At 42.0% G+C, this 19,648-nt stretch carries 17 protein-coding genes; 5 read left to right on the top strand and 12 right to left on the bottom strand.

The features are described 5' to 3' along the window. Positions 1-14 precede the first annotated feature (14 nt). On the bottom strand, positions 15-1,286 hold the full coding sequence (icd, locus tag JOC33_RS19250; protein ID WP_205094275.1) for an NADP-dependent isocitrate dehydrogenase: 1,272 nt from the start codon (positions 1,284-1,286) through the stop codon (positions 15-17). 128 nt (positions 1,287-1,414) lie between these two features. Then, on the bottom strand, positions 1,415-2,530 hold the full coding sequence (citZ, locus tag JOC33_RS19245) for a citrate synthase (RefSeq protein WP_205094273.1): 1,116 nt from the start codon (positions 2,528-2,530) through the stop codon (positions 1,415-1,417). Positions 2,531-2,961: 431 nt separating this feature from the next. Between citZ and ytvI the strand changes: the two genes are divergently transcribed. After that, positions 2,962-4,071, top strand: a complete 1,110-nt coding sequence (ytvI, locus tag JOC33_RS19240; protein ID WP_205094271.1) for a sporulation integral membrane protein YtvI — start codon at positions 2,962-2,964, stop codon at positions 4,069-4,071. 164 nt (positions 4,072-4,235) lie between these two features. Here the strand turns inward: ytvI and JOC33_RS19235 are convergent, their stop codons facing one another. The 8 genes from JOC33_RS19235 to dnaE form a co-directional block, all read right to left on the bottom strand. Further along, positions 4,236-4,628, bottom strand: a complete 393-nt coding sequence (locus JOC33_RS19235; protein WP_205094269.1) for an FxsA family protein — start codon at positions 4,626-4,628, stop codon at positions 4,236-4,238. A 109-nt stretch (positions 4,629-4,737) separates the two neighbouring features. After that, complete coding sequence (gene pyk, locus JOC33_RS19230) at positions 4,738-6,498, bottom strand: pyruvate kinase (protein WP_205094380.1); 1,761 nt, start codon at positions 6,496-6,498, stop codon at positions 4,738-4,740. A gap of 46 nt (positions 6,499-6,544) precedes the next feature. Further along, the gene (gene pfkA / locus JOC33_RS19225; RefSeq protein ID WP_205094268.1) at positions 6,545-7,504 is read right to left on the bottom strand and encodes a 6-phosphofructokinase; all 960 of its coding nucleotides are present in this window, start codon (positions 7,502-7,504) and stop codon (positions 6,545-6,547) included. Between the two features lie 291 nt (positions 7,505-7,795). Then, a complete protein-coding gene (gene accA / locus JOC33_RS19220; RefSeq protein ID WP_205094266.1) occupies positions 7,796-8,758 on the bottom strand; it encodes an acetyl-CoA carboxylase carboxyl transferase subunit alpha in 963 nt (320 codons plus the stop codon). Further along, positions 8,755-9,615, bottom strand: a complete 861-nt coding sequence (gene accD / locus JOC33_RS19215; RefSeq protein ID WP_205094264.1) for an acetyl-CoA carboxylase, carboxyltransferase subunit beta — start codon at positions 9,613-9,615, stop codon at positions 8,755-8,757. Before accD ends, accA begins: the two co-directional genes overlap by 4 nt. Positions 9,616-9,695: 80 nt before the next feature. After that, complete coding sequence (locus tag JOC33_RS19210) at positions 9,696-10,304, bottom strand: GntR family transcriptional regulator (RefSeq protein WP_205094261.1); 609 nt, start codon at positions 10,302-10,304, stop codon at positions 9,696-9,698. A gap of 146 nt (positions 10,305-10,450) precedes the next feature. After that, entirely contained in the window at positions 10,451-11,689 is a 1,239-nt protein-coding gene (gene ystJ, locus JOC33_RS19205) for an NADP-dependent malic enzyme (RefSeq protein WP_338054558.1), read from the bottom strand. Positions 11,690-11,950: 261 nt separating this feature from the next. Beyond that, a complete protein-coding gene (gene dnaE, locus JOC33_RS19200; RefSeq protein WP_205094259.1) occupies positions 11,951-15,310 on the bottom strand; it encodes a DNA polymerase III subunit alpha in 3,360 nt (1,119 codons plus the stop codon). Positions 15,311-15,458: 148 nt separating this feature from the next. Here dnaE and ytrH point away from each other — a divergent pair, with 148 nt between their 5' ends. From ytrH to JOC33_RS19185, 3 genes are all read left to right on the top strand, one after another. Further along, positions 15,459-15,791, top strand: a complete 333-nt coding sequence (ytrH, locus tag JOC33_RS19195) for a sporulation membrane protein YtrH (RefSeq protein WP_275577019.1) — start codon at positions 15,459-15,461, stop codon at positions 15,789-15,791. Beyond that, positions 15,791-16,273, top strand: a complete 483-nt coding sequence (gene ytrI / locus JOC33_RS19190; RefSeq protein WP_205094256.1) for a sporulation membrane protein YtrI — start codon at positions 15,791-15,793, stop codon at positions 16,271-16,273. Before ytrH ends, ytrI begins: the two co-directional genes overlap by 1 nt. Before the next feature lie 125 nt (positions 16,274-16,398). Beyond that, positions 16,399-16,596: a YtzJ family protein gene (locus tag JOC33_RS19185; protein WP_205094254.1), complete on the top strand. Its 198-nt coding sequence runs from the start codon at positions 16,399-16,401 to the stop codon at positions 16,594-16,596. Positions 16,597-16,711: 115 nt separating this feature from the next. Here the strand turns inward: JOC33_RS19185 and JOC33_RS19180 are convergent, their stop codons facing one another. Next, positions 16,712-17,665: a DHH family phosphoesterase gene (locus JOC33_RS19180; RefSeq protein WP_205094252.1), complete on the bottom strand. Its 954-nt coding sequence runs from the start codon at positions 17,663-17,665 to the stop codon at positions 16,712-16,714. Positions 17,666-17,782: 117 nt separating this feature from the next. On the opposite strand from JOC33_RS19180, the gene JOC33_RS19175 reads away from it, so the two are divergent. Continuing rightward, complete coding sequence (locus tag JOC33_RS19175; RefSeq protein ID WP_205094250.1) at positions 17,783-18,085, top strand: YtpI family protein; 303 nt, start codon at positions 17,783-17,785, stop codon at positions 18,083-18,085. A gap of 215 nt (positions 18,086-18,300) precedes the next feature. Here JOC33_RS19175 and JOC33_RS19170 read toward each other — a convergent pair whose 3' ends face one another. Continuing rightward, the gene (locus tag JOC33_RS19170) at positions 18,301-19,614 is read right to left on the bottom strand and encodes a DRTGG domain-containing protein (RefSeq protein WP_205094248.1); all 1,314 of its coding nucleotides are present in this window, start codon (positions 19,612-19,614) and stop codon (positions 18,301-18,303) included. Between the last annotated feature and the right edge of the window lie 34 nt (positions 19,615-19,648).

Below are 19,648 nucleotides of genomic sequence, written 5' to 3'. Positions count from 1 at the left end.
TCCTTTCCTGACGGTTAGTCCATATTTTTGATCAATGCATCACCGAACTCGGAAGTCTTCACTTCTGTTGCTCCATCCATCATACGAGCAAAATCGTAAGTGACGGTCTTGTTAGCTATGGTTTTATCCATTGACTTCGTGATCAAGTCTGCTGCTTCTCTCCATTCAAGGTGTTCAAGCATGAGTACTCCAGAAAGAATAACGGAAGATGGGTTCACTTTATCCATGCCAGCATATTTAGGTGCAGTACCATGTGTCGCTTCAAAGATAGCATGACCTGTCTCCTGATTGATATTCGCTCCTGGTGCGATTCCAATTCCGCCTACTTGAGCAGCAAGGGCATCAGAAATATAGTCACCATTCAAGTTCATGGTAGCAACAACATCAAACTCTTTTGGACGAGTAAGAATCTGCTGCAGGAATATGTCGGCAATAGCATCCTTAACAATAATCTTTCCAGCTTGCTCAGCTTCGTCTTGAGCTTTATTGGCAGCATCCTTGCCACTCTTCTCAACAATTTCATCGTATTGGCGCCATGTGAATACTTTGTCACCGAATTCTTGTTCCGCAACTTCATATCCCCAAGCTTTAAATGCACCTTCTGTAAACTTCATGATGTTTCCTTTGTGAACAAGCGTCACATTTTTACGGCCTTCGTTAAGTGCATACTCGATTGCAGCCCGTACAATCCGTTTAGTCCCTTCTTCAGACACTGGCTTGATACCAATTCCAGAAGTTTCAGGGAAGCGGATGTTATGTACACCCATTTCGTTTTGAAGGAAGTCGATTACCTTTTTCACTTCCGTTGATCCTTTTTGCCATTCGATACCAGCATAGATATCTTCTGTATTTTCACGGAAAATAACCATGTCCGTATCTTCCGGATGCTTTACTGGGGAAGGAACACCAGTGAACCAGCGAACAGGACGCAGGCAAGTGAACAGATCAAGTTCTTGACGAAGAGCTACATTCAAGGAACGGATTCCTCCGCCAATCGGAGTGGTCAATGGTCCTTTGATCGCGATTTTGTAATCACGGATAGTTTGTAAAGTCTCATCTGGCAGCCATTCGCCAGTCTTGTCATATGCTTTTTGGCCTGCCAATACTTCTTTCCATTCGATGCTTTTTTTGCCATCGTAAGCCTTGTCCACGGCAGCTTCGATTACGCGGCTTGCCGCAGCCCAAATGTCAGGTCCGATTCCATCACCTTCAATGAATGGAATCACCGGACGGTCAGGTACATTCAATACTCCATTATCTACTGTTATTTTTTCAGCTTGTGCCATTAGATTACCTCCTATATTGCTAATTAATATTTATGACTCACAATTTCTATCATACGCTAATTCCTTTTTAATAAAAAGGAAGAGCTTACAGGGCAAACACAGTAGAGCCGGACATGTCCGGCTCTTATTTATCGCTTTTCGATCGGCTGGTACGTTTGTCCTTTTGGTCCCACATATTCTGCACGAGGGCGGATCAGTCTGTTATTGTCGTACTGTTCCAGGATATGGGCCAGCCAACCGGATATACGGCTTACTGCGAAAATCGGTGTGAAGAGGTCATGGTCAACCCCAAGACTGTGGTAAACAGATGCAGAATAAAAGTCTACATTAGCTGGAAGTCCTTTTTCCTCTTTTATGAACTCTTCAATTTTAATAGACATGTCATAGTATTTAGATTGACCAGTCAATTTTGTCAATTCTTTGGACATCTCTCTTAAGTGTTTAGCACGTGGGTCTCCTTGTTTATAGACACGGTGTCCCATTCCCATGATCTTTTCCTTGTTTTCAAGACGTTCTTTAATATGAGGAATAGCATTGTCCACTTCCCCGATTTCCGTAAGCATCTTCATAACTCGTTCATTTGCTCCACCGTGCAAAGGCCCTTTCAAAGCGCCAATTGCTGCTGTCACACCTGAATAAATATCAGACAGCGTTGCTACACATACACGAGCAGTAAACGTAGACGCATTCAATTCGTGGTCAGCATGGAGCACAAGTGCTTTATTGAAAGCTTCCACTTCTATATCCTCTGGGTCTTTTCCATTCAGCATATAAAGGAAATTAGCGGCAAAACCCAAACCTTTTTTGGGGCCAACCGGGTCTTGTCCTTTACGAATTCGAGCAAATGCTGTCACAACGGTTGGTATTTTCGCCTGCAGGCGTACTGCCTTCCGTTTATTAGCATCTTCATTCATTTCATCAGCTTCAGAATCATACAGACCAAGCATGGATACTACTGTGCGAAGTGCTGCCATCGGATGAACAGTAGAAAGATCATAAGATTTCAAATGCTCAATAATTTCATTGGGAATTTCCATGTTGGATACGAGATCTTCTTTGAAGTTTTTCAACTCTTCCTCGTTAGGCAGTTTCTGGTTCCAAAGCAGATAAATCACTTCTTCGAAACTGGAATTCTCTGCGAGGTCATCAATGTCATACCCCACGTATGTAAGTTGATCATCGATGATGGAGCTGATTGATGATTGAGTCGCTACAATACCTTCTAGACCTTTAGTTGCTGCCATTTATCTCTCTCCTTTATTTTTTGTGGCGCTTTCATTTAAAGAAAAACAAGATTACTACAAAAAAAAGCGATACGTATATCCTATCATAATGCTCAGGATTTCATCCCCATCCACAATTATAAAGCAATCTGAAATATATGTGAATTGAAACCGATTATTTTAAAGGTATTTTATCTCTATTTGTTATTTATTAAAGTATATTGACGATACCCAAGCCGCCGGTTGTACTGGTTGTTTTATGTCCAGATACTATTCATTACCCACAACCTTTTTGCTTTATCCTTACGGTTCACAAAAATTATAACACTGGCGGAAAAAGGGGAGTGTATGCATCTTGAATTTCTCTCAAAAAAACCAAAGCCATATAATATCCTACCATATAAATGAATATCTATGTAAATAGCCAGTATGGTTAGGAGTGGTGATAAGACATGGATATGGTAATGATCAATCGGATCTTTCGATTTTTAATAGTAGTTTCTGTAACCAGTATGTTCTTTCTGGCCTCATACCAGATTGCCCAATATACATATCCTTTCATCTTTGCGTTACTGATCGCTTATATGATAAATCCACTTGTCGATTTGCTGGAACGTCAGTTGCGATTTCCAAGGGGCATGGCTGTATTTACTGTACTTCTCTCCATACTTGCAGTCCTCTTTGCTATTATCACGCTTCTCATTGTCGAAATTGCGGATGGAACATCGTACTTGGCAGAGGAAGTACCTCAGCATTTCAAAACGTTGATCAGTTATTTACAGGCTGTTATTGCAACTACTGTCATACCAATTTACCAAAAACTTGTTTCATTTATGAATACGCTTGACCCCGCTCAGCAGCAGACGATTATGACCAACATTCAAAATATCGGGGAAAACATTGCCCAGGAAGGTGCCTTACTCCTTCAAAACATCCTTCAGAAAATACCTGTTATTTTAAAAGAACTGCCCAGCTATATCACTGTCCTGGTCTTTTCGCTATTAGGAACTTTTTTTATCAGTAAAGATTGGTACAGGCTTACAGGATTAATAAAGAAAACTTTCCCCCAGAGAGTCATTATTTCTTTCAGAAATGTGCTGAAAGGTTTAAAAAAAGCTATGGTTGGCTTTCTCAAGGCTCAACTCACTCTAATTTCCATAACTGCAGTAATCGTTCTGATAGGTCTTCTTATTCTCCGGGTTGATTATGCTGTAACCATTGCGGTTATTACAGGTGCGGTAGACTTGTTGCCGTATCTGGGGACTGGGCTGATTTTTGTGCCATGGATTATTTATATGTTTTTCACTGGTAATTACTTTCTCACCATCGGGCTTGCAATCTTATATATTATCGTCATTATCCAGCGTCAGCTGATGGAACCTAAAGTCCTATCCAATAATATAGGGCTTGACCCGCTAGCAACCCTTGTTTCCTTATTTGTAGGCTATCAGCTGTTTGGGTTTCTGGGGCTGATTGCCGGACCGGTGGTGCTGGTAATCTTGAGCACTTTGTTTAAAGCAGGGGTGTTTCATGAAATCTGGAGATACATTATTAGTAAATAGTTGCATAACCCACTCTACCTATGGATTAATCAAAGAGTAATGAGAAAACAGCTCGCCGTTTTTACCTGCTACTTTTAGGTAACAAATTACAGAGGAGTCCTGAAAAAAGCTGTCGAGAGAATTTCCCGACAGCCAGAGTGTTATTATAAAAAATTAATATAGGGTTATCTTCTGTGGATGGTGATTGTGCCGCGGTCCATTCTTCTTTTCACCCATTTCCTTATTAATACTTTAATAGGATTCCGGGTAAGGGGAAATAACAACAGGAACCCTGTGGTATCTGTTATAAACCCCGGAGTCAATAAGAGAGTGCCTCCGACTAAAATGCATGCGCCATCCAGAAGTGTATCCTGGGGAAGCTGCCCCATGGACATAGAGGAACGAAAATGTTGAACAGTTTCCAGCCCCTGTTTTTTGGCTAGCCAGGCACCGACAACACCCGTAAGAATTATTAACAATACCACCCAGATGGGACCAATCATATTTCCAGCCCAAACCAGAATTCCAATTTCCAAAGCAGGAACAATTATAATCAATAACAAAAGCCACCGGAACATAGAAATAATCCTTTCTATTTGTTTTCACAGTCTAATTATATTCCATTTCACCCCTAAAATAAAAGAAAAGGATGAACATAGGTTAGAACCTAGTCCATCCTTTTTGCCTTTATAATACACTTGCATGCCCAGAGTAAATATCTCCTCTGGAGCTGTCGATCGTCAAATCGTCTCCATCTTTTATAATATCCAAAGCATCCTGGACCCCAACAATTACCGGGATTCCAAGGCTTAGGCCCACAACCGCTGCATGGGAAGTAAGGCCGCCTTCCTGAGTAATAAGACCGCCAGCTTTCTCGATGGCAGGCATCATATCTTTGTCAGTGCCAAAGGTGACAAGAATGTCTCCGTCTTCCACTTTATCCAGGGCTTCCTGGGTGCTTTTAGCAACTATAGCCCTGCCATAGGCGCTGCTTTGGCCAATCCCTTGTCCTTTGGCTAAAACATCGCCGATTACATGCACTTTCATCAGGTTTGTTGTGCCGCTTTCGCCAACAGGAACACCTGCAGTTATAATGACACGATCACCACGTTTTACAATATCAGAAGAAAGACTTCGATCAATTGCTTCTCCCAGCATATCATCGGTGGTGGATGCCCTGTTTCCGATTACGCCATGGACACCCCATATCAGTGATAGCATACGATGAACGCGTACATTGGATGTAATTGCAACAATCGGAGCTTGCGGGCGATACTTTGATATCATGCGCGCCGTATGGCCGCTTTCCGTCGGAGCCACAATGGCACTCACTGCTAAATTGATGGCAGTATGGGTAACAGACTGACTGATTGCATCCGTTATTGTAAGGTCACTGCGCTTCGAACGTTCTTGAAGAATAGCCTTATAGTCAAGCCCGGTCTCAGTCTTGCTGGCAATATTATTCATTGTCTGGACAGCTTCCACCGGGTAATTCCCTGCTGCTGTTTCTCCAGAAAGCATAATGGCATCAGTACCATCAAAAATCGCATTAGCTACATCAGAAGCTTCCGCACGGGTCGGACGAGGGTTACGTTCCATTGAATCAAGCATTTGTGTGGCAGTGATAACCGGCTTTCCAACCTGGTTGCACTTGCGAATGAGTTTTTTCTGGACCAGGGGAACATCTTCAGCAGGAATTTCAACCCCAAGGTCTCCACGGGCTACCATTAACCCATCACTGACTGCCAGGATTTCATCAATATTGTCGACACCTTCCTGGTTTTCTATTTTAGGTATGATTTGGATATGGTTGGCATCATGTTTCTCCAATAATTCACGAATTTCTAATACATCGGACGCCCTTCTCACGAAAGATGCTGCAATAAAATCGATGTCCTGTTCAATCCCAAATTCAATATCACTGGCATCTTTTTCTGTGATTCCAGGCAGGTTGACACTTACATTCGGTACATTGACACCTTTTTTCGTTTTTAGAAGTCCAGAGTTAAGGACAGTAGTCTTAATCTCGTTTTGTTCCTTCAATATTTCATCTACTTGTAGTTCAATCAACCCATCGTCAAGCAAAATCTTCGAGCCTTTGTGAACATCATCAATCAGACCGGAATAAGTGATGGAGATACGTTCCTTTGTCCCTTCCACTTCATCCATGCTCACATAAAGCGTTGCCCCTTGCTCAAGTTCAACGCCACCGTTTTCCATAACACCCGTTCTGATTTCAGGACCTTTTGTGTCTAACAGGATCGCAACTGTTTTTCCAGTCCGCTTTACAGCCTCACGAATGTTATTGATTCTGTTGCCATGTTCCTCAAAGTCTCCATGAGAAAAGTTAAGCCGTGCTACATTCATTCCGGCTTCCATAAGTTTAATCAATGTGTCTACGGTTTCCGAAGCCGGACCAATAGTAGATACAATTTTTGTTTTTCTGATCATGTTCTTCCTCCTTATAACGAAAGCTGCCGTTATATTTGAATTCTTATATAGACAATTCTTGTGATAAACGGTACATATCCATATCTACTGAATGCTCTTCATTCAGCACTTCGATGATGTCATGATTGACAAGTACATTCTTTTGGATACCTACCATTCTGCCAGCTTTTCCGGTTAGTAATACATCTACTGCTTCTGCACCAAGGCGACTTGCCAGCACTCGATCGGAAGCGGTGGGAGATCCGCCACGCTGCGTGTGGCCAAGGACTGTTACTCTTGTCTCTAAATCTGTCGCTTCCTTAATCCGTTGTCCAAATTCAAAGCCGCTGCCTACACCTTCTGCCACTACAATGATAGAGTGTCTTTTTCCACGATCATGTCCGCGTTTCAGTCTTTCAATAACATCCTGGAAATCCTCCTGCCGTTCCGGAACGAGAATCGTCTCAGCCCCATCAGCCAACCCAGCCCACAAGGCAAGATCGCCAGCGTCACGTCCCATTACCTCAATCACGTATGTACGTTCATGAGAAGTCGCTGTATCCCTGATTTTATCGATTGCTTCAATAATGGTATTCAAAGCAGTATCAAAACCGATAGTAAAATCCGTTCCTGGAATATCATTGTCGATCGTTCCTGGAACTCCTACACATGGATAGCCTTTTTCTGTCAGTTTTTTTGCACCACGAAAAGAACCGTCCCCGCCGATAACTACAAGGCCTTCAATACCAAACTTCCTAAGCTGTTCGATACCTTTTTGCTGTCCTTCTTCTGTTTTGAATTCTTCACTGCGTGCAGTATACAGCATCGTTCCACCACGTTGAATTATATCCCCTACAGAGCCTAATTCCATCTTAACTATATTTCCTTCAATCAAACCCTGATAGCCATATTTTATTCCATACACTTCCAAGCCATGGTAAATGGCTTTTCTGACCACAGCCCGAATGGCAGCGTTCATGCCAGGAGCGTCTCCTCCGCTCGTCAATACGCCAATTTTCTTCATTTGCTTCTCACCCCATTAAAAAGTTTACCTGCTTGTTGCTTCCCCATATCAACTTAAGGTTAAACCATTCGTATAGCAATACTCGAAGCATGCTTCACACGATTTTCATGCATATTATACAATTCATTAAAAAAAGATGCCGAAAAATTATATAATATGCACAAATGCGTTGACAAATGGTAACCATCCCTATTCTGATATGTAAATAATGAAAGCGCTGTCCTTCTCTCAAGATGCGAAAAGCCGCACTTTTTCTGTGCGACTTTGCTATCAAAAAATTTCTATTCTTTATTATAATGGAAGTTCCTTATAATCTCCAATTTTCTTGTACTTCTGCCATCGTTGTTCCAGAAGGTCTGCTCCATTCAGCTTTTGGAGTTGGTTAAGGCTATCTTCTAATACCTTATCAATATTTTGTGCCTGGGATCCAACATCACGATGGGCTCCACCACGAACTTCAGGAATCACTTCATCTATGACCTGCAATTCCTTCAAATCATAAGCAGTAATTTTCATTGTTTCTGCAGCTTTTTGAGCAAGATTGGAATCTTTCCATAAAAGTGCCGCCGCCCCTTCTGGGGAAATGACCGAATAAGTTGAGTTTTCAAGCATATGAATCCTGTCACCCACTCCAAGGGCAAGTGCTCCTCCGCTTCCCCCTTCACCAATAACAATACAAACGATTGGTACTTCCAAGCCCGCCATCTCCATCAAGTTACGGGCGATGGCTTCACTCTGACCGCGTTCTTCCGCAGCTCTTCCAGGGTAAGCTCCTTTAGTATCGATGAAACAAACAATCGGCCTGTTAAACTTATCAGCCTGTTTCATCAGACGTAATGCCTTACGATAACCTTCTGGGTGAGGCATACCAAAATTCCGCCGGATATTCTCTTTTGTATCCTTGCCTCGCTGATGGCCGATTACTGTAACCGGTGAGCCTTTAAACTTGGCGATTCCTGCTATTATTGCCTCGTCATCTCCATAAACGCGGTCGCCATGGAGTTCAATGAAATCGGTGAAAAGTTCATTTATATAATCTTGAGTCGTAGGACGTTCCGGATGTCGAGCCATTTGAACACGATGCCAAGGCTTCAGCCGTTCGTATACATCATGCTCCAGATTTTCAAGTCTCTTCTCCATGCTTTTTATTTCTTGGCTTAAATCCATTTCACTTTCTTCCGTAAGACGCTTCAATTCGTCTATTTTTTCCCGTAGTTCTATGACAGGTTTCTCAAAATCAAGAACATGTTTCATGACTTTTCACCCCCTGGCTGATGGATGCTGAGGATCGTTTTTAAATTTTTTTTCATTTCGTGGCGATGAACCACCTTGTCCAGCTGACCGTGTTCCAGTAAAAACTCAGCTGTCTGGAAATCATCAGGTAATTTTTCTCTGATTGTCTGCTCGATTATACGCCTGCCTGCGAAGCCAATCAGTGCTCCTGGCTCTGCAAAGTTATAATCGCCTAAGGAAGCAAAGCTGGCAGACACGCCTCCTGTCGTAGGATGAGTCATAACCGATATCATTAGACCGCCATCTGCATGAAGGCGCTGGATTGCCACGGATGTTTTGGTCATTTGCATCAGGCTGAGAACGCCTTCCTGCATCCTTGCCCCGCCAGAAGCTGTGAAGATAATAAACGGGATACCCAGCTCTCTTGCCTGCTCAATGGCATTAGCTATTTTTTCCCCAACAACTGAACCCATACTTCCCATACGGAAACGGGCGTCCATTACGCCTACAGCAGTTTCATAGCCGCCGATAAGTCCTTTGCCAGTGATGACAGCTTCGTTTAAACCAGATTTTTGCCTGTCTTTCTCCAACTTCTCCTTATAATCAGGGAAGTCTAGCGGGTTGTCAGACACCATGTATTTATCCCACTCCTGAAAGCTGCCATCATCAAAGAGACTATCAATACGTTCAAAAGCATTTTGCTGGTGATGATGATCGCAATGTGGACAGACATTCAAGTTGCGTTTTAGTTCTTTCCGGTAGTAAATTTTATGACAACCGGGACATTTCTGCATAAGGCCCTCGGGAACGTCTTGTTTCCCTTCTTGATTCGGTATAGATGCGTATTTTCTTTTCTTGCTGAATATATCTTTAAGCAAGGTGATCCCTCCTTCAGAACGAGCTTATATCCATCCAATGTATCGGATGCGGGGTAAAAAATGCCATTTCATGTCGATCCTCAATCGACATTTCTTTCACACAGCCGGGCTAGATAACTATAATCTTTATCAGCCATACCGGCGATAATGTTATGATAAAACTTTTTGTCTGCCAGCACATTGTTGGCTGCGTTTGCAAAGCCGTCAACCAGCTCCCACATCCGTCTTAAAAGATCATTATTTAAAAGGTCGAATAAAAATTGAAAAAATGTGTAATGGACATCGGAAGTTTTGGATGATTCCACTATGCTCTCCAGCCCATCTAATTGGGATGAAGTGATAAAGGAAGCAACCTTGGTCACTGCCTCGGTTTCCAGCATCACTTTTGCAGCATATATTTCCTCTTTTGTCCTTGTTTCATTCAAAATGAAGGTGGAGAGCAGGTCGACCATATGATATGGACGGTAACTACGAAGAAATGTTCCTTCACCTCTTCTTGTTTCTAAAAGCCCTAATAATTCCATGGCCCTGAATGCTTCTCGAATGGAAGATCTTCCAACATTAAGCAAATCACTTAACTCTCGCTCGGAAGGGAGTTTGTCGCCAGGGCGAAGCCGATGCGTTTCCATATAATGCCTGATCTGCCTTAAAACTTCTTCATAAACCTTTGTTGTAGTCGGCTTCGTCACTGCGTTTGAACACTCCTTTATATTTACCATTAAGCGAAAAACAAACCAGGCCATTTATGTAAAAACAGGACCCCATTCAGGCCAGAACTGACAGTGGAGCCTTGTCGGTTCTGGCCTGATGGAATGGAAGAAGACATATATTTTCTTTAATCTTCATTGATCATGGTCAGCTGGCGGGTCTTCTCTGCCACCTGTTCAGGATCCACGTGATGACGTGCTACGCCTGATTCCATAGCTGCTTTGGCAACGCTTGCTGCAACTGCTGGAGCTACCCTGCTGTCAAAAGGAGCAGGAATAACGTAATCTTCATTCAGTTCTTCCGATGAAACCAATGAAGCAATCGCTTCGGCAGCGGCAATTTTCATTTTTTCATTAATTCTGGTCGCTCTCACATCAAGTGCCCCTCTGAAAATACCCGGAAATGCAAGAACATTATTAACCTGGTTCGGGAAGTCAGACCTGCCTGTCCCAATTACACGGGCGCCAGCTGTTTTCGCCACATCAGGCATAATCTCTGGTTCAGGGTTTGCCATAGCAAAAATAATTGGGTCGTCATTCATAGATTCAACCATTTTCTTAGAGAGCAAGCCTCCAACAGAAACACCAACGAAAACATCTGCCCCTTCCATGATTTCCTCCAGGTTGCCTTCCACTTTATCTTTGTTCGTAATTTTAGCAATCTCGTCCTTCACATCATTCATACCATAATTTCTTCCTTCAAATACAGCACCTTTCGAGTCACACATAATAATATCCCTGACTCCGAAATGGTAAAGCAGTTTGATGATCGCAATACCGGCAGCACCGGCTCCGTTGGCAACAACTTTAATATCCGAGAAAGATTTTCCTACAATCTTCAAGGCGTTCATTAGTCCTGCTACGGTAACTATCGCTGTACCGTGCTGGTCATCGTGAAAGATTGGTATGTTCGTTTCTTTTTTTAAGCGTTCTTCTATGATAAAGCAGTTTGGTGCAGCAATATCCTCCAGGTTTACTCCGCCGAACGTCGGTTCCATTAATTTAACCGTTTGTACAATTTCATCTATTTTATTCGTACTTAGACAAATAGGAAACGCATCGACACCTGCAAAACTCTTGAATAATGCCGCCTTCCCTTCCATGACCGGGAGGGATGCTTCTGCACCGATATTGCCAAGTCCTAGTACAGCTGAGCCATCACTAACTACGGCTACCATGTTCCCTTTCATCGTATAATCATAGACTGATTCTTTATGATCGTATATTTCCTTACATGGTTCGGCTACACCTGGAGAATAAGCCAGGCTGAGGTCCTTAGCATTCTTGATTGGAACCTTAGAGTGTGTAGCTAACTTTCCTTTGTTTACTCGGTGGATATGCAATGCCTCGTCTCTCATATTTGACACCTACAACCGCTCCTTTATCTATAAAAGTCCTGAAAATAACAATTTCACAAGCAATAATCGTGATTAAAATGTAACTATAGTAAAATGATTTCCAAAAAGGTGGTCTGACCACTTGTGATAGACTATTTAATTATAACAGATGATATATCGGTGTAAAGCGAATCCCCCCTTGTTGCTCAATTACCAAAATACAACTTAATATAAGACAGTTTAGCAAAAACATGGCAGCATTGTAAGTAAGAAAAACACCTTCTCTTTTTCCTAAGGGCTGCCAGCTGTAACAACAGAATCCTTTCCGAAATAATCGTAAAGAGCTGTCAGGCAATCATGGGATAGGTTTACATAGTACTCACTTGCCAGCTGATACGTCCTTCTTTTTTCTGCGTGATGGACGATGACTGGCGTATTACCCGGGAAATAGTCCGCAATCTGTCGAATCACATTCAATGCATCATTTTCTTCCTGAGCTGAAATCTTAATAAACAACTTCCGCTCTTCCGTTCCCGAAAGATTCTCCTCTGAAAATGGCCAGATGTTCGATAGGAGCCATTGCATTTTATCATTTCGTTCTTCCACGTTTCCTTCAAAGCAGATTATCATTTCTTCACTCAGCCATGGTTTAACTTTTCGATAAAGCTCGGGAAAGATAACCGTTTCTGTTTCTTCCTGCTCATCACTTACTGTCATAAAAGCCATCGGATCCCCGCGTTTTGTCCGTATTTGCTTAATATGTTCTACCACCCCACATGCCTTTAACCGCTTTTTCTGCTTTAGACCGGTCATTTTACTAAATGGTATGAAGCCATTTTTACGTAGCTTAGCACGATAATCTTCCAATGGATGACTAGACAGATAAATTCCCAATACTTCCTTTTCCAGTGCCAATTGTTTTAACCGAGAAAAAGGCTCCGTTTCAATATAATTGATATCCAGTGTTAGATCATTTTGAAAAAAAGATGGCTGGTCTTCAAACTCTTTGAATAACTCCCCCTGCTCCATTGCATGGTCGATACTCGCTAGAAGTCTGGCACGATTGTCATAGGTTTCATCAAAGGCTCCAGCTAGTATCAGTGATTCTATTACCGATCTATTAACCGCTTTCAGGGATACTTTTAAACAAAAATCAAATAAGTTTTTATAGTTGGAATTTCTTCGCCCGTCGATTATTGCCTGAATTGCCTGGTAACCAACACCCTTGATCGGAAGCAACCCCATACGAATCGCTTGCTTAGTTACACGGAAAACAGCGAAGCTTTCGTTAACTGATGGTGGAAGAATGTTTATTCCAAAATCCCTGGCTTCTCTAATATAAGCCGTAAGCTTATCCTGGTTACCCGCCTGACTGTTCATCAGTTCAGATAGAAAGCAGGCAGGATAATGGGTTTTTAAATAGGCCAATTGATAAGAAATCATACTGTATGCTACGGCATGACTTCGATTGAAGCCATAATTGGAAAACTTCACAATCCATTGATAGATCTCTTCTCCGACTGAAGCATCATAACCACTTTCCTTACAACCATTTACAAAAGCTTTACGCTGCTGTTCAAGTACATCCTTTTTCTTTTTGCTGACAGCTCTCCGTAGAATATCCGCTTCCCCTAAGGAAAATCCAGCTATACGATTGGCAACCTGCATAATTTGTTCCTGATAAACCAACACCCCGAATGTTTTTTCCAGGATTGGCTGTATATCTGAATGAGGATACTCGACGGTTTTTTTACCGTGTTTTCTGGCTATGAATAATGGGATATATTCCATAGGACCAGGTCGGTACAAAGCATTCACTGCAACTACATCCTCAAAGTGATTCGGTTTCAACTGCTGTAAAACATTCCTCATTCCTTGGGATTCAAGCTGAAAAATACCATTTGTCCGTCCTTCACGGAGTGTATGAAACGTTTTTTGATCATCGAGGGGAATCCTGCCCAATGTAAATGACGAGTCTTCATATTTCTTTATATTAGTTTCAATCCGTTCTAATAATGTCAAATTACGAAGTCCTAGAAAATCCATTTTTAATAACCCGATTGTTTCAAGATCTCCCATTGCATATTGGGTCAAAGGGACCCCCTCATGACCTTCCAATAATGCCACATGCTCCGTCAAAGGTTCATCGCTGATAATCACTCCCGCCGCATGAGTGGACGTGTGTCTAGGAAGCCCTTCCAGTTTAGCTGCGATTTGGAAAAGAAGTTTCAATTTAGATGACTGACGAACATACATCGCTAGCTCTTCCGATTGTTTTACGACCTCAATGATCGACCCAGAACCTGCTGAAGAGAACTCCTTCAATATGAAAGAAGCGTCCTGTTGATCAATTCCTATTGTTTTGAATAACTCACGCAGAAGGCTCCTTGCAGCAAAAGTCCCGAATGTGACAATTTGTGCTACGTGCCCAGGTCCATACTTTTCATGGACATACCGGATAACTTCATCTCTCCGATGATCAGAAAAGTCGATATCGATATCTGGCATGCTTATACGCTCCGGATTAAGGAAACGCTCGAATAGCAAATCATAGGATAATGGATCAACAGCAGTTATACCGAGCAAATATGCGACGAACGAGCCTGCGGCGGAGCCACGGCCAGGACCCACCATTATTCCTTGCTTTTTAGCAAACGAGATGAAGTCCCATACGATTAAAAAATAATCACTGAATTCCATGGAAGTGATGATATTTAACTCATAGTCGAGCCTTTGTTTAGCAACTGAGTAATCATTTCGCTCCATATCATTCAGTGCCTGTTCACATATTCCCCGCAGATAGGCGCTGGAACTTTCCTTGCTCTCGACAGGATAGCGAGGAATTTTCCGTTCATGAAGAGGTATTTCTACGGAGCAGCGGGAAGCTATAGTTCTGCTCGCTTCCAATACCTCTGGCCACCAGTCACCAAATAAAGCTTCCATCTCATCCTGTGTTTTCAGGTGTCGGTTTTGATAAGCTGAGTCATTCCTTGCTGGAGTCCACCTTTCTCCATCCCTCATGGATGTAAGACAATCAAAGGCTTGATGATCTTCTTTATATATGTAACGTACATCATTCACTGCCGTCGCATTTGTATTGGTATCCTCAGCAAGTTTTTTAATGGTTGAATGAAGTTTGCGCTCTATTTCCCGGTTATGATCCTGCACTCCAAGATAGAAGTTTTCCGGTTTAAATATACTTTTCCACGCCTCAAGGAAGCTGTTGACATCTTTCTCCCTGTTTCCTCCCTCCAGCCAATGTGCCAGCGGCGACTCTGCAGCAGGCACAATGGCCAACAGACCGGCAGTATAATTCTCCAGTTCCTCCAAATCCATAGTTGCTTTAGTATTCATATGTAACTGTGTGCTTAAAGAAAGCAGTTGTTGATAACCTGTAAAATTTTCGGCTAATAATACAACCCTGGTTTCATGCCCCTCCCAAGAAATCGGCATGGTCATGCCGATGATAGGCTTTATACCTTCTTTTTTACAGGTTTGATAAAATTCTATAGCTCCGTGCATAACTCCTTCATCTGTCAATGCAATGGAATCATAACCGCCACTCCTGGCAGCTGTCACTAGTTTATTTATTTGTATCGTACTGCTCATTAAGCTGTAGCCGCTTTTCACTTGCAGATGTGTATAAGCCATTCCGTTCACCTTCTCTCTAACTTTATTATATCTGATAGGCAAGGCAGGTTAAAAGCTAACCGCATACCTTGTCTGATGTAATCATATTTTGAACTATAGGCGGAAATTATTCTCATACTGATATTGGATAGGAAAAGGGGGATTCATGTTGGAGGAGCGGTTGTTAATATCAATGATCCATTGTTTTTTTATCGCATTTGGCGTGATTGTGGGGGGAGCGTTCCTCGGCAGCCTAGGCAGCTTACTGACAGGTGAACCACCTTATACGTCCATGGTGCGCATTGCAAAAAGCCTTAGAATTTGGGCGATTGTAGCAGCTATCGGTGGTACCTTTGATACAATTGCCCGGTTTGAAAAAGGAATCCTTGATGGTTCCACTTTTGACCTTTTCAAACAAATCATGCTTATCATATCAGCCATGGGAGGCGTGAAAGCTGCTTTGTTATTTTTTGAATGGATTCTCCAAGAGGATATCACATAATGCATATTCCTCCATATTATAAACGGAAGAGCTGGCAAAGGTTTTTATCTGGCATGTTGTTAGGGGCTTTGGTTGGCTATGGGATATTCCTTTTTATCCATGGAAGTCTCATGGAGCATTGGGTAGAGGAGAACATCAGATTGAAGGGAGAACTATCAGATTTAGAAGCTACTTATGAAAATTTATTAGAAAATCATGAAAGTGAAAAAAAACAATACACCGTGGAACAGACAGAAATAGAGCTGACCAATAATGATATTGATCGATTGACAAAGCATCAGCTGCAAACACTTATCAAGGAAGAAATACAGGATGTCATCGGCAAAAATGTAGAAGAACTGTCTAAAAATAGTGAATTCCTGTACAAAACGATTGAAAACAAGCAGTTCACAATTGATGACTTCACTTACAAAGTAGAGGTTAAACAGCTAACGATAGCAAGGGTACTAAGTATCAAAGTTAAAGTAAGCGTAAACACTTAACCTCCATTATTTACTTTGGTGCTAAATGTTACAAAATGATGAAATTTTCAGAAAAATATAGAATTTTTGACTTAATTTTTATACAATGAAGTCAAATGAATATACATTAAAAAGGGGTGAGTGGCATGTTAATCATGGATCACCATCGTCAGTTAGAGGAAAAAGTCGGCCATCTCATGAATGGTTACACCGCGTATGTGGAAACTGATGAGCTCATCCGCCTCATGAAGCGCGAAGTATCCAAACACCAATTGAATGTCTTCCTGGACCAGACCGATTCGGGCTGCTGGTTCATCCCCCTAGAGCCAGAAGCCACCAAATGAGCCAATTAACCCTCCAGACCCCTATCAGGTGCCGGGAGGGTTATTTTATTTGAGCTATGTTATAAAAAAATTAACAAGTTTGGCTCTAATACCATCTTTCTGAAGAATAACAAATTCACTGACTATTCTTATAAGCCTTGCACACTTCTTCCAGTTCCTCCGTAATAACCTCCGTCTCTTCCCAAGAATAAGCAGTAGCTCCAGATGCCATAGGGTGGCCACCACCATTATGGTTGGCAGCAACTTTATTGACAATCGGCCCCTTTGAACGCAATCGGACACGGATGATCTCATCTTCCTCGACAAAAAAAGCCCATGCCAGTATCCCTTCCACATCACCCAACATTCCAACCAGCTGGCTGGTTTCCACAACCGTAACATGGAACCTATCAAGTATTTCTTTAGAAATCCTTACTGTGCTTAGCCCACTTTCCGTGACTGTGAAATTTTGAAGAATGTATCCTTTTAACCTGGACACTGGAAGCTTCGTATTGTACATGAGATTATATAATGCCGGTCGATCAAAGGGATATTTTACAAGGTCTGCTGCATATTTCAATGTTTTCGTTGTGGTACTTGGAAAAAGAAATCGGCCGGTATCTCCGACGATACCTGCATATAAAAGTCGAGCTCCATTCTCCGGCAACGTAAGTCCTTCGTCACTCTTAGCTAAATAAAATTCATAAATCAATTCACTGGTTGAGCTGGCATCTGTATCGACCCATTGTATATCTCCATATTCATCAACATTCGGATGGTGGTCAATTTTGATTAAACCCTTACCTTGTTTATACCGCTGATCGCATATTCTTGCTTCATTAGCCGTATCGCATACAATCACCAAAGCGTCATGGTATGTATCATCTTCCACGTCATCCATGTCGGCTAGATAACCGAGTGTAGGTTCCTGCTTGCCAGCCAGCAGAACTGTTTTCTCAGGGAAGCTTGCCTTGATGATTTCTTTCAACCCTGCCTGTGATCCATACGCATCGGGGTCTGGACGTACATGTCTGTGGATGATAATCGTGTCATAGACCTTTATTTTTTCAAAAATTTGATTGATACACATATCTACATCTCCTAACATTTCTTCAATAATTACAGAATTTCTCTAATCGGTAGCATCTTCCCTGAAAACAAGCTACAATGATAATGGTTCATAGTTCTGACAGGGAGTAGATACAATATGTTAATATTTTCAACTTTGATTCTGGTTTCAGCTGTTTTATATATTTATTATAAAGTAAGCATAACAAGAAGTAACGATCCACTTACACAATTGTACTTAAATGGCAGGGCGAAAATTTGTCTTGGAAGTTTTGTATTTTTCTTTGGTATTAATCAGTACCTGTTTTACGAAACGAAATTATCGTTATTTATCGGTATTGTTTTCCTGGTATTAGGAGGCATGCAGATGACAAACGGATACAAAAGCTCTCAGCATTACCGAAATGAATACCGTAAACACCATACAACCATGGAATCGTAGTCTATTTTCAAAAGCACCTGGAGTGATGACGGGTGCTTTTTTTGTTTAGAAAATTAGCTTGTCGGGGGTGAGCAAGGCGCATCCGCTTTTGTTTCATCCAGCTCCTGCGCCTACCCCCTCGAGGTCTTAAGTCCATCCTCTCTGTGACAAAGACCGTCACGGCGAGGCTCGCCTTAAGCTTGTCGGGGGTGAGCAAGGCGCATCCGCTTTTGTTTTTAACGGTCAATGAGCTGCGCCATCAGCAGCGCTTTTCCTACAAGGGATTTTTCGTGATATAAGGCTACATCAACTTTCGCGAATTTACGCCCGACCTCCATGATTTGAGGTTTGATATCAACCATACTTTCAATCTGAACGGGCTTGATGAAATAAACGGATAGATTTTCCACAACCAGGTCTCCTTTTTTGAACTTCCTGAGGAGTCTGCTGCTTGATTCGATCACGAGTGATGTAAAGACACCATAAGAAAGGCTGCCTAGTTGATTCGTCATTTGAGGTGTTACTTCCATGCGGAAAACCATTCCGTTGCCGTCTTCCCCTGCCACAACCATCTGACTGCTTACCAAATCATCGATGGTTTCCCCAACCTGTGGCTGACGTTGTAAGTATTGCAGGGCTTTCAGGACATCCTGCCTGGAAATCAAACCTTTCAACTTGTGTTGCTGGTCTACAACCGGCATGATTTCAATCCCCTCCCATACCATCATATGGGCTGCATTCGCAAGGGAAGTTTTAGTCTGGACTGTCATCGGATGTTTAGTCATCACTTTATCTATCGTAAGGCTTCGGTCTTTGCCAATGACGTCTTTCGATGTAACCATTCCCACTACCCTATGGTTACGATCAACCACAGGATAACGACTATGGGAAGTTTCTTCATTAAGCCTGTGCCAAGCTTCTACTTTTTCATCAATGTATAAATAATAGGATTGTTCATAAGAAGTATAAATATCTTCCACAAGGACGATTTCTTTTTTTATCAGCTGATCATAAATTGCCCGGTTGATCATGGTTGCAACTGTAAAGGAATCATAGCTTGTAGAGATGATTGGAAGTTTCTTTTCATCAGCGAGTTTCTTGACATGCTCATCCGTATCGAAACCCCCGGTAATTAATACTGCCGCCCCTTCTTTTAAAGCTAATTCATGAGCATTGGTTCTGTTTCCGACAATCAAAAGGGATCCTGCTTCGGTATAACGCATCATAGCGTCAAGCTTCATGGCACCAATCACGAACTTATTCAATGTTTTATATAAACCTTCCCGGCCACCCAGGACATGGCCATCGACAATATTGATGATTTCAGCAAAGGTTAGTCGTTCAATATTCTCTTTCTTTTTCTTTTCAATCCGGATGGTTCCAACTCTTTCAATCGTACTTACCAGACTTTGATTTTCGGCTTCTTTTATCGCACGATAAGCAGTTCCTTCACTTACATTCAATTCCTTTGCTATCTGCCGGACGGATATTTTATTGCCGACCGGGAGTGTTTCAATATAATCCAATATCTGTTCATGCTTCGTAGCCATGTCCCTCACCATTCTTTCTAACTGTACTAATGTA

Source organism: Thalassobacillus pellis (assembly GCF_016908295.1).
Lineage (GTDB): Bacteria > Bacillota > Bacilli > Bacillales > Halobacillaceae > Thalassobacillus > Thalassobacillus pellis.
The sequence above is the reverse complement of the archived record's forward strand: the minus strand, read 5'-3'. Positions and strand labels throughout refer to the sequence as shown.